The organism is Streptomyces sp. SID13031, from assembly GCF_010548305.1.
Taxonomy (GTDB): domain Bacteria; phylum Actinomycetota; class Actinomycetes; order Propionibacteriales; family Kribbellaceae; genus Kribbella.
This window is the reverse complement of sequence record NZ_JAAGLV010000010.1, coordinates 97,358-112,051: the sequence shown is the minus strand read 5'-3', so window position 1 is coordinate 112,051 and position 14,694 is coordinate 97,358. Positions and strand designations below refer to the sequence as shown.

The 14,694-nt window shown below is 67.8% G+C and carries 13 protein-coding genes; 1 reads left to right on the top strand and 12 read right to left on the bottom strand.

Annotation, left to right across the window (positions count from 1 at the left end; translation table 11 throughout):
• The first annotated feature begins 8 nt into the window (after positions 1-8).
• Positions 9-668, top strand: a complete 660-nt coding sequence (locus G3I17_RS20840; RefSeq protein ID WP_164598800.1) for a 4'-phosphopantetheinyl transferase superfamily protein — start codon at positions 9-11, stop codon at positions 666-668.
• Here the strand turns inward: G3I17_RS20840 and G3I17_RS20835 are convergent.
• The 12 genes from G3I17_RS20835 to rplM form a co-directional block, all read right to left on the bottom strand.
• The gene (locus G3I17_RS20835) at positions 599-1,960 is read right to left on the bottom strand and encodes a class I adenylate-forming enzyme family protein (protein ID WP_239062752.1); all 1,362 of its coding nucleotides are present in this window, start codon (positions 1,958-1,960) and stop codon (positions 599-601) included. The two genes, G3I17_RS20840 and G3I17_RS20835, sit on opposite strands and share 70 nt — an antisense overlap.
• Before the next feature lie 393 nt (positions 1,961-2,353).
• Positions 2,354-3,352 carry a GNAT family N-acetyltransferase gene (locus tag G3I17_RS20830; RefSeq protein ID WP_203590532.1) on the bottom strand — a complete coding sequence of 333 codons (999 nt, stop codon included), beginning with the start codon at positions 3,350-3,352 and terminating at the stop codon, positions 2,354-2,356.
• Positions 3,353-3,455: 103 nt separating this feature from the next.
• Positions 3,456-4,349, bottom strand: a complete 894-nt coding sequence (murQ, locus tag G3I17_RS20825) for an N-acetylmuramic acid 6-phosphate etherase (RefSeq protein ID WP_343238364.1) — start codon at positions 4,347-4,349, stop codon at positions 3,456-3,458.
• 32 nt (positions 4,350-4,381) lie between these two features.
• Entirely contained in the window at positions 4,382-5,284 is a 903-nt protein-coding gene (locus G3I17_RS20820) for a MurR/RpiR family transcriptional regulator (RefSeq protein WP_164598798.1), read from the bottom strand.
• 35 nt (positions 5,285-5,319) lie between these two features.
• Positions 5,320-7,005, bottom strand: coding sequence for a serine hydrolase domain-containing protein (locus G3I17_RS20815; protein WP_164598796.1), 1,686 nt, complete (start codon positions 7,003-7,005; stop codon positions 5,320-5,322).
• Between the two features lie 35 nt (positions 7,006-7,040).
• On the bottom strand, positions 7,041-8,333 hold the full coding sequence (locus G3I17_RS20810) for a DUF1343 domain-containing protein (RefSeq protein ID WP_164598794.1): 1,293 nt from the start codon (positions 8,331-8,333) through the stop codon (positions 7,041-7,043).
• 90 nt (positions 8,334-8,423) lie between these two features.
• On the bottom strand, positions 8,424-10,217 hold the full coding sequence (locus G3I17_RS20805; RefSeq protein ID WP_164598792.1) for a glycoside hydrolase family 3 protein: 1,794 nt from the start codon (positions 10,215-10,217) through the stop codon (positions 8,424-8,426).
• 310 nt (positions 10,218-10,527) lie between these two features.
• The gene (locus tag G3I17_RS20800) at positions 10,528-11,565 is read right to left on the bottom strand and encodes a hypothetical protein (protein ID WP_164598790.1); all 1,038 of its coding nucleotides are present in this window, start codon (positions 11,563-11,565) and stop codon (positions 10,528-10,530) included.
• An 11-nt stretch (positions 11,566-11,576) separates the two neighbouring features.
• On the bottom strand, positions 11,577-12,086 hold the full coding sequence (locus tag G3I17_RS20795) for a SigE family RNA polymerase sigma factor (protein WP_164598789.1): 510 nt from the start codon (positions 12,084-12,086) through the stop codon (positions 11,577-11,579).
• 140 nt (positions 12,087-12,226) lie between these two features.
• Complete coding sequence (gene glmM, locus G3I17_RS20790) at positions 12,227-13,573, bottom strand: phosphoglucosamine mutase (RefSeq protein WP_164598787.1); 1,347 nt, start codon at positions 13,571-13,573, stop codon at positions 12,227-12,229.
• A gap of 7 nt (positions 13,574-13,580) precedes the next feature.
• On the bottom strand, positions 13,581-14,102 hold the full coding sequence (rpsI, locus tag G3I17_RS20785; RefSeq protein WP_164598785.1) for a 30S ribosomal protein S9: 522 nt from the start codon (positions 14,100-14,102) through the stop codon (positions 13,581-13,583).
• Between the two features lie 37 nt (positions 14,103-14,139).
• Positions 14,140-14,583 (bottom strand): 50S ribosomal protein L13, encoded by a 444-nt coding sequence (rplM, locus tag G3I17_RS20780; RefSeq protein ID WP_164598783.1) that lies wholly within the window; start codon positions 14,581-14,583, stop codon positions 14,140-14,142.
• Between the last annotated feature and the right edge of the window lie 111 nt (positions 14,584-14,694).

The window sequence follows — 14,694 nt, the reverse complement described above, 5'->3', positions numbered from 1 at the left end:
TTCTTCCTGTGAATCAGCGTCCGGGCACCGATCTGGCCCCCGTGCACGTCTGGCTGAACCCCGTCGAACGCGACCAGCGATCGGCTGCCCACGCCCTGCTCCTCGAACTCGCCGGCACCCTGCTCGACCAACCCCCGGTACTGCGCCACGACGCCGCCGGCGGTCCCCACGTCGACCCGCTCTGGGTGAGCCTCAGCCACAGCCGGCACCTCGTCGCGGTCGCCGCGAGCCTGTCGGGCCCAGTCGGCATAGACCTCGAGGACCGCTACCCCCGGGACATCACCGCCCTCGCCCACCGCTGGTTCGCCCCTACCGAGCTCGCCTGGCTGGCCGGTCAGCCCGAAGAACTCGAGGCATTCCTGCACCTCTGGACGGCAAAGGAAGCGGTAGGCAAAGCCCTCGGCACCGGCCTCCGGAACGCCGGCCTGAGCCGCGAGATGCCGCTCCCCGCCACCGCTCCCGCGAGCAGTGGGGGTCTGGTCGGCGGGATCGTCGCCTCCGAGCCCGGCCTCGCTCTGGTGCACCTGCCGGTACGGGCCGACGCGGTGCTGGCTGTCGTAGTACCGGCGACTGCTACGAGGGTGGTCTTGTCTGAGCATCATGGGGCTGCCTTGCGGAGTACTGCGGTGTCCCGGACGAGCTTCCCGGTGGTTGTCCGGGGCAACTGATCGAGGACGCGGACGCTGCGCGGGCGCTTGTACGAGGCAAGCAGTTGAGCCAGGTCGGCCTCGATGCGAGCCACGTCGCGGCGTTCGTTCAGCTGGACATAGGCGGTGATCGAACCGTCGTGGACAACCACCGCGGCCTCGACGCCGCGGAGCGTGTTGACCGTGTACTCGACCTCGGTCAGGTCGACCTTCAACCCGCCCACCGAGACCTGTGAGTCCAGCCGGCCCTTGATCGACACGAGGCCGGTCTCCGGGTCGACGACGCCGGCATCCTTGGTCCGTAACCAGCCGTCGGCCCAGCGGCTCGGGTCGGACAGGCCCAGGTACGGCGACTCCGGCCGCCGGATGTGCAGCTCACCGTCGACAGCCCGTACTTCGATCCCGGGCGCCGGGCGGATCTGCGGGCGATGGGCGCCGAACAGGTCTGTCCCGATCACCCCGACCTCGGTCATCCCGTACATGTTGGCCAGCGGTACGCCGTACTTGTCCTCGAAGGCGGCCGAGATCACCGCCGGTACCAGCTCGCCACCCGTCGTCATCCGCTTGAACTGCGGCAGCTTCGGCGGCTCCTGGACCGAGGCCAGCAACCCGATGTGGAACGGCACCCCGAGCACGGTCGCCGGGCTGCGACCACTCGCGATCGCCTGGACGATGGCGTCACCGGTCAACCGCGCGGGCGGGACCAGTACGACACCGGCGTGCAGGCCGTACATCAACCCACCGACGAGACCGAGCACATGCACCATCGACGGCAGCAGGATGATCCGCTCGCCCCGCAACGGCACACCGTCGATCTGCGTGTATCGCAGGACCTCCTCGACCAGGTCCTCGGCGGTCCGCCCGATCACCTTCGACGGCCCGGTCGACCCCGAGCTGAGCTGGACGACGGCGTGCGCAGTACTGGCCGGGTGGCCCGAGTAGCTGGCCACGTCGGTCTCGATGTCCACGAAGGTGCGCAAGCCGGCCACGACCGGTCCGTCCGGCGAAACCACCACCTGCGGGACGAGTCGCTCGACCGCCCGGCGTACCTCGTAGTCGGTCAGCCGGTGATCCAGCAGGATCGCCTGCCCACCGAGCCGCCAGACCGCCAGCAAATGCGTCACGAACGCCATTGACGGCGGTAAACGCAATGCGGCGGCACCGCCCGGGCGCAAACCCGACGCAGTCAATTCGGATTGCCGCTCGGCAACCAGCCGGCGCAGCATTCCACGATCAATTGGAGTGGGGAGCCGAAAACAGATGTCACTCGCCGCACCGGCCAGCAACACATCATCGACCCATTGGGCACCCATAGTGGTTCCGGGCACCACGACAGTACCGTCCATGGTCATCCGAGCTCCGAAGTTCGCCTTGAACACAAAGGATTCAGAGCACCAGGACCCCACCAAGGCCTGGCGATGACGTGACGATACGACACGATCACACGGTCGGTCTACGGACCGAAAGTGACGGTTAGGCTACCCTTGGCGACGTGTTCCAGATCGCTTTTCTTTCGGTCCCGGATCAGCGATGCTGCTCCGTTTTGTTGCCCCCGGAAATCAAACACCCAACCATCCCGCAAACCGGATGATCAGCCGTGGCCGGTTAGGTTTTACGTTCAACAACTCCACTGCGAAGGGTTCCCCCCGCAGATTTCAAATCACCGTTTACCGCACTATTCCAGAACGGGACCGGCGGAAATATTTTCAGATTTTGCGCTGCCACTCCTCGGTCAGCTCGACCGGAACGAATCCGAGCCGCTCGTTGACGGCGTTCATCGCGGTGTTCACCTCGGCGTTCCAGGTGTGCAGGATCCGCCGCTCGGTGTGGCTGCGTTGCAGCTCGAGGTGGTTGCGGGCCTTCAGCGCCAGCCCGAGCCGGTGCCCGCGATGAGCCCTCGCCACCAGCGTCCCCGACTGGAACGCGTTGACCTGGTCATGGCCGGGGAAGAACAGTTCGGTCTGCCCGACCAGCGTGCCGTCCGGTGCGATCGCGACGGTGACGCAGCTGTTCCGGCCCTGCGCACGGGCCTGCTCCTCGCGGAAACGGACCCGCGCCGCGTCCCAGACCTCGGCCTCCACCTCCAGCTCGCCCATCGGCGCCTCGGTCAGGAAGGTGCCTTCGAGCGCCGCGTACCCATCCACCAGGTCGTCCGGGCAACGATCCTGCCAAGAGACCAGCCGATAGTCGCGATGATGCTCGGCGACCTCAGCGGCCAGCTCCTCCAGGAACGACTCCTCGAGCGGTAGCTGAAGGATCCGGTGCATGTCGGAGATGCCCACGGTCAGACCATGAGCACGAGCAAAGGCCCGCCCGGCAGTCTCTTCGCCGAGCGGACTGTGCACCATGCACTGCACGACCGTGCGCCCATGATGCGCGACCCGCTCCTCGCCCAGCCGGGCCAGCACGGTCCCGAAGCCTTGCCGCCGGCGATCCGGCACGACACCGAGATCCAGTGCGGCGAGGTTCGTGTTGTCCTTCTGCGGCAGCTCGACGTAGAGCACTCCGGCGATCCGCCCGCCGTCGTCCCGAACGGCCCAGATCTCCCGTTCGTAGTACGGCGTCTCCGCGGTCACCGAGATCCGCATCTCCTCCAGCGGCCAGAAGACAGGGAACTCCCGGCCGGCCGTCGCGGCCGCCACCATGGCCTGATGCCACTCGTCGAAGGCCGCCGGGTCCCGCGGGTCGATGCGCTCGGTGCTCATCTTCCCGACTGTAGGGACGCGGCAACCACCGAGCGAATCATTTAGCTCTGCAACAACCTGCAAACTCTCGCCGAGCGCGCCAGTTCCATTTTGCAGCCGGTGGTCAGGCAGAGGCGCTGAGGAGGCCCAGAGCGACGGCCACGCGGCCGCCTGCCTGGGACAAGGCCCGGCGGGCCTCTGGCACCGGAGAGCCGGTCAGGAGGTGCACCAGGGCCGGTTTGAGCTCGCCGTCGGCTTCGGCGAGGGCCACCGCGCAGGCGTCGGGGTCGGCGCCGGTGGCCTCGCCGAGGATGCGCAGCATTCGGCCGCGGAGTTTCTGGTTCGTGGCGACCATGTCGACCATCAGATTCGACCAGGTGCGGCCGAGCTTGATCATCAGAGTGGTGGAGAAGCTGTTCAGGATCAGCTTCTGCGCCGTCCCGGCCTTCAGGCGGGTCGAGCCTGCGATCACCTCGGGGCCGGTGTCCGCGGCAATCACGATGTCGGCCAGCGGGGCCAGCGGGGCCGACGGGTTGGACGTGACGAGGGCCGTCGTCGCACCGACGGCCCGGGCTGCCCGCAGCGCGCCCGCGACGTACGGCGTACTGCCTGATGCCGCGAGGCCGATGACGATGTCTCGCCCGGTGACGGTGGCCGCGTCGGCGGCGCCACCCTCCTCGGAGTCCTCGACGTTCTCGACCGCGCGCAGCAGGGCCTCCATGCCGCCCGCGTGGTGAGCGATCACCAGGTCGTCAGGGGCGTGGAAGGTCGGCAGCAACTCGGCCGCGTCAAGCACCGCGAGCCGGCCGGAGGTACCGGCGCCGAAGTAGTGCACGCGTCCGCCGTTGCGGACGGCCTCGACGGCGGCGTCCACCGCGCGCGCCAGCTCAGGGATCACCGCGGCGACCGCGCCGGCCACCCGGGCATCCTCGGCGTTGACCAGCCGGAGAATCTCGGTGGTGCCCACCGCATCGATCGCGAGCGTCCTGGGGTTGCGCTGCTCCGTGGGTGTGATCACAGCTACGATGTTAGTTTTCTACTGAAGGATTTTCAATTCTGTTGATCATTGACAGAGCTCTTCAGCCGGTGACCGCGGACCGCGGTGGCCGTCTCCTCGAGCGCCTTGCGCGCGTCCGGCAGCACCGACTGGGCGACGCCGATGAAAAGGCAGTCGATCACGGTCAGCTGGGCGATCCGGCTGGACATCGCGCCGGAGCGGTAAGTCGTCTCGCGCGCGGCCGTGGTGAGCACAAGATCGGCGGTCCGGGCCAGTGGCGACCGCGGAAAGTTCGTCACCGCGACCGTGGTGGCGCCGTGCTTGGCGGCCTCCTCGAGCGCCTCGACGACCTCGACCGTCGTACCGGTGTGGGAGATCGCGATCGCGACGTCGCCCTCGCCGAGCAGCGCGGCACTGGTCAGCATCACGTGCACGTCCGACCAGGCGAACGCCACCCGGCGGATCCGGTGCAGCTTCTGTTGCAGGTCGAGCGCGACGAAAGCGCTCGCGGCAACGCCGTACAGGTCGACCCGCGGTGCCTTCGCGACCGCGGCGACGACCTTGCTCAGGGCCTCGACGTCGAGCTGCTGGGCGGTCTCCCGGACCGCCTTCTCGTCCGCGAACGCGACCTTGCGGACGACGTCTGTCAGCGAGTCACCAGGCTCGATGTCACCGCCGATCTCGGGCCGGATGCTTTCCGTCGCCGACTGGGCCGCCAGTTGCAGGCGGAGCTGCGGATAGCCGGGGACGCCGATCTGCTTGCAGAACCGGATGACCGTGGTCTCCGAGGTGGACGCCACCTCGGCCAGTTCGGAGATCGTCATCGCCGCCACTCCGCCCGGGTCCGCGAGGACCGCGTTCGCCACCCGCTGCTCGGCCGGAGCCAGCGCGGGCATCACCGCGCGGACCCGGACCAGCAGCGGCCCCGTGGGTTCTGGAGAGGTAACTGAAGTCATGACGCCACCGTACGGCGATTAAGCACCGAGCGGGGTCACCGACGCGAAAGTCTCCAACCAGTTGCGACAAATGACTCCGGCGTTCGTTCGCCGTCGAAAAGCACCTTGTGCCCCGAGGAGATCTTCACGCCGTCCACATAGACGCCCCGGCCCTGGTACAGCGGATCCGAGGTGTAGCGCCACCGCAACGTCTGGTCACCGGATCCGAGGTCCGCGGTGACCTGATGCCAGTGCCGATCACCGGAGCCACTGATCGAGCCGTCGGTATCGATCACCGTCCCCCGGTCGAGCACCGTGAACGGCACCTTGGTCCAGGTCGTCCCGTCGGCAGAACTCTCCAGATACAGCAGATCCGAGTCCTCGGTGTCCACGAAGAGGTCGAAAGACACCTTCGCACCGGCGGCCGGTACGGCGACCTTGGCGGCGAGCGTCGTCGTACTGGCGTCCGTCGTCCCGGAGAACCAGGAATCCTTGCCATGCCGAGGCCCGACCCCCAGCGACAACGCCAGCCCCTGTACTACGGCCCTGCGGGCGGGATTGTTACTCCCCCAGGTGCGGCTGGGGTGAACCCGGTTGGTCAGCAGAATCGCGAACGAGCGCGAATCGAAGTCGATCACGATCGAGGTGCCCGTGTAGCCGGTGTGGCCGGCCGTGCGCGGACCGGACAGGCCACCCATGTACCAGCGCTGGTTCAGCTCGAACCCGAGCCCGTGGTCGTTGCCCGGGAAGGCCTGGTTGAAGTTGGTGATCATCGCGGTGACGGACTCCGTCTTGAGGATCCGCGCACCGCGGTAGCTGCCGCCGTTGAGGAACGTCTGCGCCAGCACGGCCAGGTCGTCGGCCGTGGAGAAGACGCCGGCGTGCCCGGCGACACCGTTGAGCGACCAGGCGTTCTCGTCGTGCACCGAACCCCAGACCATCCCGCGCGGCGGGGCCGTCTGGTACTCCGTGGCGGCGATCCGCGGCTTCTTCTTCTCGTCCGGGTTGTAGCCGGTGTCGCGCATTTGCAGCGGCTTGGTGATCCCGTCGGCGACGAGCTTGTCGAGCGACTTGCCGGTCACCCGGTGCGCCAGCTCGCCGAGCGAGATCAGGTTGAGGTCGCTGTAGAGATAAGTGCTGCCGACCGGGTTCTTCAGCTTCGCCGTGAGCGCCTCGTGCAGGCGCAGCTCGGGCGTCGGCTGGTCGCTCCACAACGGCAGGAACGCGGGCAGCCCGGTGGTGTGCGTGAGCGCCTGCCGGACGGTGATCGCGGCCTTGCCGTTCTCCGCGAACTCCGGCACGTAGGTCGCGATCGGGGTGTCCAGGCCGACCTTGCCCTTCTCGACCAGTTGCATCACCACGATCGAGGTGAACAGCTTCGAGACCGAGGCCATGTCGAAGATGGTGTCGGTGCGCATCGGGATCTGCTGGTCCGCGGGCAGCTCGGTGCCGATGCCATCGGAGTACTTGAGTGCCAGCCCGGTCGCCGTCTTGCTGACCACCTTGCCGTCATGGCCGAGCAGCGTGACGGCACCGGCGTACAGGGGTTTGACGGTGCCGGACGGCTGGGTCCAGCCCGCGACCTGGGCAAGCGCGGCGTCGATCGGCGCGGGATCGAGACCGGCCTTCGCCGGGGCCGAGTCGCGCAGTAGCGTCGACTTCGGCGCGTAGCCGTCGTACGGGTGGTCGAAGCGCCCGGATTTGTTGCCTGAAGCAACCGCAGGACTGGCCATGGTGAGCATCAGGGTAGACACTATCGCGATCGGCTTGACCAGTTTCACCGGTGATCTCCCTTGTACAGCAGGTACTTCGCGCGGCGGGCGGTCCAGGCGTCGGTCTCGCTCTTCCAGGCAGCGACGATCGCCTCGGCGGTGGCGCCGCCGTCGAGCATCGTGCGGAAGCGATCCGATCCGGTCAGCAGGTCGATCCAGCGGCCGGGCGGGTTGTCACCAGTACGCCAGGCGAAACCTGGGTACAGCTTCTTGGCCTCCACGATCATGTGGGTCGCCGCCACGATCGCCTCGGCCCGGTCGGGATCGGTGATCTGGATCTGGACGCCACCGCAGAGCACGTTCGCGTTCTTGGAGATGAACGGCGTGAAGTAGGCCTCCCGGAAGTCGATGCCCGGGATGTTCTTCGCCTGCAGCGCCTGCGCCCACTTGTAGTCGACGTACGGTGCACCGATCAGCTCGAACGGCCGCGTCGTACCGCGCCCCTCGGACATGTTGGTCGCCTCGAACAGACAGGCGCCCGGGTAGAGCAGCGCGGTGTCGGGCGTCGGCATGTTGGGGCTGGGCATCACCCAGGTCAGCCCGGTGTCGGCGTACAGCTGGTCACGCTTCCAGCCCTTCACCTGGATCACCTGCAGCTCCTTGAGCCGCGCGCCGTTCGTGTCCAGCGGCAGGTACTCCGCGTTGAACAGCCTGGCCAGCTCGCCGACCGTCATCCCGTGCTGCTGGATGATCTCCCGCTTGCCGACGCCGGAGGTGAACCCGGGCTTCAGCATCGGGCCGCGCGCCGACCCGCCAGTGGGGTTCGGGCGGTCCAGTACGACGAACTTCGCGCCGGTCTGGACGGCCGCGAGCATCGCCTCGTACATCGTCCAGATATAGGTGTAGAACCGCGAGCCGACGTCCTGGATGTCGAACACGACGGTCTCGACGCCGGCCTTGGTGTAGAGCGTCGCGAGCTTGGCCGCGGCCGCGCCGTACGCGTCGTAGACCATGATCCCGGTCCGCGGATCGACGTGGTCGCCCTCGGAACCGCCGGCCTGCGCGCTGCCGCGGAAGCCGTGCTCGGGGCCGAAGACGGCGACCACGTTGACCTTGCCGGACGCGTGCATGGTGTCGACGATGTGATTCAGGTCGTCGAGGATGCCGGTCGGGTTGCTGATCACCCCGACCTTCTGGCCGGCCAGCGCCTTCCAGTCGTCCTTGGCCAGCGCCTGCGCGCCGGTCGTCACGCCCTTGCCGTGCTTGTCGACGGGCGCCGCGGCGGCGGCTCCCTGGATATCGATCAACGGGGCGGCGGCGAGTGCACCCGCACCGGCCAGCAGACTGCGGCGCTTCATGGTTCTCCTTCTTTTGCTGCAGGGGCAGGGGTCAGCCGACAGCTCGGTAGGCCACACCCACCTGGTTCGGCGTGGCACCGTTATAGAGGTTCACCAGCTCAGGCCGTGGCCGAACTTGTAGAGCGGCGTGGCGGGCTGACCGGCCACCGGGATGTCGACGGGGAGCTTGCCGGCCGGCTTGATCTCGCCGTACAGGACCTTGGTCAGCGACTCCATCGAGACCGCCGCGTACCCGTAGGTGGCCAGGTAGGTCGGGGCCGCGTCGAAGTACGCGATGTCGTAGGGGTCGCGGACGGCGACGACGATCACGGTCTTGCCGGTGGCGAGCAGGCTCTTCACGAGTTTCTGCTGCTTGGCGAGCTTGTCGGTGGTCTTGGTGTCCCAGGCCTTCTGGGTGAGGACCACGGTCACGTCGTTGGCCTGCGCCTTCGTCACCGAGTCGGCGATGGCGGCGTCGGTGGGGGTCGCGCCGGTCTGGGCCACGGTTGTGGTGGCGCCCCTGGTCGTCAGGCTGTTGGCGAGCGCCTGGGTGGTGGTGACGCCCCAGCCGGTGACGAGGATCTTGCGCGGGTCCTTGCTCAGCGGCAGCGTGCTGGTGTCGTTCTTGACCAGCGTGACCGACTTGTCGACGATCTTCTGCGCGGTGGCCAGGCTGGCCGGCGTACCGACCGTCTTGGCGATCTTCGCCGGGTCGACGAACGGCTGGAACAGGACGCCGTTCTTGAGCTTCATCAGCAGTACGCGGAGAACGCTCTCGTTGACCTGACGCTCACTGATCCGGCCCGACTTCACCGCGTCCACGACGGCCTTGAACTGGACGTCAGGGGCCGGCGGCAGCAGGAGCTGGTCGGCGCCGGCCTCGATCGCGCGGACCGCGACCTCGGCGTCGCCGTACTTGGCCCGGACCGCCGCCATCTCGAGCGCGTCGGTGATGACGAGTCCCTTGAAGCCGAGCTCGTTGCGCAGGACACCGGTCAGGATCGGCTTGCTCAGCGTCGCGGGGTCACCGGACGGATCCAGGGACGGTACGACGATGTGGGCGGTCATGATCGAGTCGATCCCGGCCTTGATCGCGGCCTTGAACGACGGTGCGTCGATCGTGTTCCACTGCTCGCGGGTGTGGTTGATCGTCGGCAGCGCGGTGTGGCTGTCGTCGACGGTGTCACCGTGACCGGGGAAGTGCTTCGCGGTCGCCATGATGCCGGCGTCGTCCTGGTAGCCCTTGACCTGCGCCACCGTCATGTCGGAGACGAGCTTGGGGTCGCTGGAGAACGAGCGGACGCCGATCACCGGGTTGAGCGCGTTGACGTTCACGTCGGCGACCGGGGCGTAGTCCTGGCGGATGCCCATCGCCTTCAGCTCGCGGCCGGTGATACCGGCTGCTGTTCTGGCGTCCTTGGTGTCGCGGGTCGCCCCGTGCGCCATGTTGCCGCCGAACTGGGTGGCGGGCGGCCCGATCCGGACCACGACGCCCTGCTCCTGGTCGGTGGCGATCGTCAACGGCAGGTGCAGCCCGGTGTTGAGCGCGGCCGTCTGCAGCTGGTTCGAGTACGTCGCCAGCTGGGCCGGGCTGGTGACGTTGTCGCGCGCGTTGAAGTAGATCCAGCCACCCGGCTTGTACTTCGCCACCACCTCGGCGGGCGTCGCAACGCCGTACAGGGCGGTGTTGCGGGCATCAGCCTGGTTCGCGTCCGGCCCGTAGGCGAACAGCACGAACATCTGCCCGATCTTGTCCTCCAGCGTCATCCCCTGCAGCGTCTTGGTGGCCTGCTGCAGGTCACTGGGCGGCTGGGGCGGTGGAGCGCTGACGGCAACACCCGGCGTCAGCGAGACGATGGTCGCAAGACCAAGGCTGGCAACAGCAAAACGGCGCAAGGCGGACATAACCGACCCCTCAGGTAATTGAATTACAACCATGCCCCCGCACGCGAAAGTTACCCACGCCGCCGCCCGGGGTCAAGGGGAAACCCGGCTTCATCCAACACTCCCCGCACCCACCCGACAACCAACCGCACCGTTCAATCGCTTGAACATCCCCACGCGAACTCCGCCGCCCGCTCCCACCCACCCCTGACCCGCAGCTCCGTCGCCGCGCCGCCTTCGAAGCCCTGACCAGGGAACCGCGATTCCCGGGTGACCTTGTAAAACGCTGTTCTCAGAGCGAGAACAGCGTTTTACCGAAGTCGGCCGTCGGCTAGCCGATGGGGCTGTGGGCTTGGACGAGTTGACCGGTGGGGACAGTTTCGAGGAGTTGACCGGTGGCGTCGTAGGCGGTCAGCGTCGCCTTCTTCTGCTCGTCGGGGAGACCATGCCTCCAAGCGATGCTGAACCAACCGTTGGCGACCGCGATGTCGTGGGTGGCGCCGTCCTGGGCCTTGACCTGGATCCGGGCGATGGCGGGATCGACCCGGCCGAAGTTGTTGTACGTAAAGGACGTACAGGTGTTCGGCGGGCAGAACATCGAGGATCCCCTGGCGCCGACGCTCGCCAGTGGCAGCAGCTCTTCCTCCTGCGCCGTACGAATGCTCAGTCGGAGGGATTTCCCCCAGAAGTCCTCTCCGCCTGACACCCGCAGGGTGCAGTTGACGGCACTGCGGCCGGTCGGCGACACGGCCAGCAGGTTCAGGGTGGTGTTGACCCGATCCGTCGTCACCACCCGCCACTTCGTCAGGTCGTGCCAGAACTGCACCGAGCAGTTGCGCAGCTGACCGTCAGCGGTCTGCGGCACCGGGTCCTTTGCCGCCAGCGCCACCGCCTTGGCCGTCGGCTTCGAGTCTCCCGGGATGATGCACCCCGGACGTTGGTCCGGATTGCCCCCGGGCACCGGAATCGGGATTCCGATACTCGCGTGGGCGGACCACGCAGGGAAATCCCCATCCCTCAGCCGGATCGTGCTGTACCGGACGGCGCAGCGCCGTGCTGCCTCCTTCTGGGACAGCAACCCCAGGGCCGCCTCGCCCTGCGGCACACCGGGCATCGGCGTGAACAGTGCCTCGGCCGTAGCGGTGCTCGTGGCGGCCGGTTCGCGATGGCCGGCGCCGATGTCCGGTACCAGCGCAGCGCCGACCGCGATGGCCGCCACCCCGGCGGCCAGACCGCTGATGGAAGCGACCCTGCGCCGGCGACGGCCGCGGCGACCACGCTCCAGCAGGCCGATCGCGTCGATCTGCAGCAGAGGATCACTACTCACCAGGCGTTCAAGTTCGGCGCCGAGCTCCGGGTCGTTCCGCATGTCCGTCTCCTTCACGAGAGCCGCCCGCTCGCGCGGGTCCGGTTGATGGTGTGACGGAGAGTTTCGAGTCCGCGCGAGGCCTGGCTCTTCACCGTGCCCAGCGAGCAGTCGAGGACCTCGGCGGTCTGCTCGAGCGAGAGATCTTCGTAGTACCGCAGGACGACGCAGGCCCGTTGGCGCGGAGCCAGCTCGAGCAGAGCCGACAGAACCTCGTCGCGCTCGGCATAGGTATCGGCCAGGTCGTCGTTGTGGACTCGTTCGGGCGGCTGGTCGGTCGACACTTCCCGGCGCCAGGGGCGCCGACCGATGTCCAGGGCCGCGTTGACGACGATCCGGCGGGCGTAGGCGAGAGGATTCCCGCTCCGGTCCACCTTCGGCCAGGCCAGGTACAGCTTGTACAGCGCGTCCTGGACCACGTCGTCGGCGCGATGCCAGTCGCCGCAGACCAGGTAGGCGGTCCGGCGCAGCGTCGCACCGGACGCCTCGACGAACTCGACGTACTCCCGATCCCGATCCGGCATCGTGCCCTCCACTCTCCTCTGTCTCCCCTAGTACGGAGGCCAACAGCGGCAGGGTTGCATCAGATCGCAGGCTATCGGGCCCACGCAGAACCCCCGCTGATGCAGTGCGTTCAGCGGGGGTTCGGTGTTTTGCCGGTGCCTCAGAGCTTGAGGGCTGTTTCCACGATGTCGGCGAGGTCGTGGGCTACCTCGTGGGCGGTGGCGGAGGATTCGGCTTCGACCATTACGCGGACGAGGGGCTCCGTGCCGGACGGGCGCAACAACACGCGGCCGGTGTCGCCCAGGCGGACGGTGGCTGCTGCTACGGCTGCCTGTACGTCGGTGTCGGTGCCGGCGCGGTTCTTGTCGACGTTCGGGACGTTGACCAGGACCTGGGGCAGCCGGGTCATCACCGCGGCCAGGTCGGCCAGGCCCTTGCCGGTCTGGGCGATGCGGGCGAGCAGCATGACGGCGGTGAGAGTGCCGTCGCCGGTGGTCGCGTGGTCGGAGAGGATCACGTGGCCGGACTGTTCGCCGCCGAGCTTGTGACCGCCGGCCTTCATCGCTTCCAGGACGTAGCGGTCGCCGACCTTGGTCTGCTCGACCGCGATCCGCTCCCGGACCATCGCCTGGACGAAGCCCAGGTTGCTCATCACGGTCGCCACCACGGTGTCGTTGGACAGCCGGCCCGAGTCGCGCATCGCCAGGGCGAGCACGGCCAGGATCTGGTCGCCGTCGACGAACTCGCCGGAGGCGTCCACGGCCAGACAGCGGTCGGCGTCACCGTCGAGCGCGATACCGAGGTCGGCACCGTGCCCGATCACCTCGCGGCGCAGACCCTCCATGTGGGTCGAACCGCAGTCGAGGTTGATGTTCAGGCCGTCGGGGGCCGCTGCGTAGGTAACAACCTCCGCGCCCAGCCGGCGCAACGCCTCGGGTGCCGTCAGCGAGGCCGCGCCGTTGGCGCAGTCGATGACCACCTTGACGCCGTCGAAACGGTTCGGAGCCGACCGGACCAGGTGCGAGACATACGTCTCGAAACCTCGCCCGTCATCGATGACCCGGCCGACCGCGGATCCGGTCGGGCGCTGCCACTCCTCGCCGGTACGGACCTCGATCGCGTCCTCGATCACGTCGTCGAGCTTGATCCCGCCGCGGGCCAGGAACTTGATGCCGTTGTCGGGCATCGGGTTGTGGCTCGCGGACAACATCACGCCGAGATCGGAACCGGTCGAGCCGGTCAGGTAGGCGACGGCCGGGGTCGGCAGGACGCCGAGCCGGACGACATCGACGCCGGCGGAGGCCAGACCGGCCACCACCGCTGCTTCCAGGAACTCACCACTGGCCCGAGGATCCCGCCCCACAACGGCGCGTGGCCGGTGCCCTTCGAAGGCACCGGCCTCGCCGAGTACGTGAGCTGCCGCGACCGAGAGGTCGAGCGCCAGCTCCGCGGTGAGATCCACGTTCGCCAGGCCACGGACTCCGTCCGTGCCGAACAAACGCGACATCAGGTGATCAGCGCTTGCTGTACTGCGGAGCCTTACGGGCCTTCTTGAGACCGGCCTTCTTACGCTCCTTGATGCGGGCGTCGCGGGTGAGCAGACCGGCCTTCTTCAGACCGGCCCGGTTCGCCTCCTCGTCCGCGGCGTTCAGGCAGCGGGCGATCCCGAGCTGCAGCGCACCGGCCTGGCCGGTGATGCCGCCGCCGTTGATCCGCGCGATCACGTCGTACGAGCCCTCGAGCCCGGCGACCACGAACGGCTCGTTCACGTGCTGCTGGTGAACCTTGTTCGGGAAGTAGACGTCGATCGGCTTGCCGTTGACGGTGATGGTGCCCGTCCCGGGGATGAGCCGGACTCGCGCCACGGCCTCCTTGCGGCGACCGGTCGCGCCGGCCGGGTTGATCACCGCGACGCGACCGGACTCGGCGCGCTGCTCCGGGCTCGGGTTCGTCTCGGAGGTGTAGGCAACCGGGCCCTCGGTGTCGATGGGGACCTCGGTGTCGAGTGCTTCGGTCTCGGTGGTGATGTCGCTCACGCTGTGAATCCTCGTTTACCTGGCTCGTCGATCGCTACTACTGAGCGATCTGGGTGATCTCGAACGGCTTCGGCTGCTGGGCCGTGTGCGGGTGCTCCGGACCGGCGTAGACCTTCAGCTTGCCCAGCAGCTGACGGCTCAGACGGTTCTTCGGGAGCATGCCCCAGACAGCCTTCTCGACGGCCTTGCGAGGATCCTTGTCGAGGATCTCGCCGACCGGCGTGGCCGTCAGACCACCCGGGTGACCCGAGTGGCGGTATGCGAGCTTGTCGGTCCGCTTGTTGCCGGACAGGGCGATCTTCGACGCGTTGATGACGACGACGAAGTCACCGCCGTCGACATGCGGAGCGAACGTCGGCTTGTGCTTGCCACGCAGCAGGGTGGCGATCTGGACGGCGAGCCGACCGAGCACGACGTCGGTGGCGTCGATCACATGCCACTCACGGGTGACGTCAGCAGGTTTCGGGCTGTACGTGCGCACGGTCGTTGACCTTCGTTTCTCAGAGAGGTGACAAAACTAGAACTGGTACGTCGGCGAGCGGCCCGCAATCACACCGGCGAGGACCAGGAACGCACAACAGCAGCCCAGAAT

Coding starts and splice junctions, on each gene's coding strand:
- G3I17_RS20835 (WP_239062752.1), bottom strand. CDS start 1,960: ATGGGTGCCCAATGGGTCGATGATGTGTTGCTGGCCGGTGCGGCGAGT.
- G3I17_RS20830 (WP_203590532.1), bottom strand. CDS start 3,352: ATGAGCACCGAGCGCATCGACCCGCGGGACCCGGCGGCCTTCGACGAG.
- G3I17_RS20820 (WP_164598798.1), bottom strand. CDS start 5,284: ATGACTTCAGTTACCTCTCCAGAACCCACGGGGCCGCTGCTGGTCCGG.
- G3I17_RS20815 (WP_164598796.1), bottom strand. CDS start 7,005: ATGCTCACCATGGCCAGTCCTGCGGTTGCTTCAGGCAACAAATCCGGG.
- G3I17_RS20810 (WP_164598794.1), bottom strand. CDS start 8,333: ATGAAGCGCCGCAGTCTGCTGGCCGGTGCGGGTGCACTCGCCGCCGCC.
- G3I17_RS20805 (WP_164598792.1), bottom strand. CDS start 10,217: ATGTCCGCCTTGCGCCGTTTTGCTGTTGCCAGCCTTGGTCTTGCGACC.
- G3I17_RS20800 (WP_164598790.1), bottom strand. CDS start 11,565: ATGCGGAACGACCCGGAGCTCGGCGCCGAACTTGAACGCCTGGTGAGT.
- G3I17_RS20795 (WP_164598789.1), bottom strand. CDS start 12,086: ATGCCGGATCGGGATCGGGAGTACGTCGAGTTCGTCGAGGCGTCCGGT.
- glmM (WP_164598787.1), bottom strand. CDS start 13,573: ATGTCGCGTTTGTTCGGCACGGACGGAGTCCGTGGCCTGGCGAACGTG.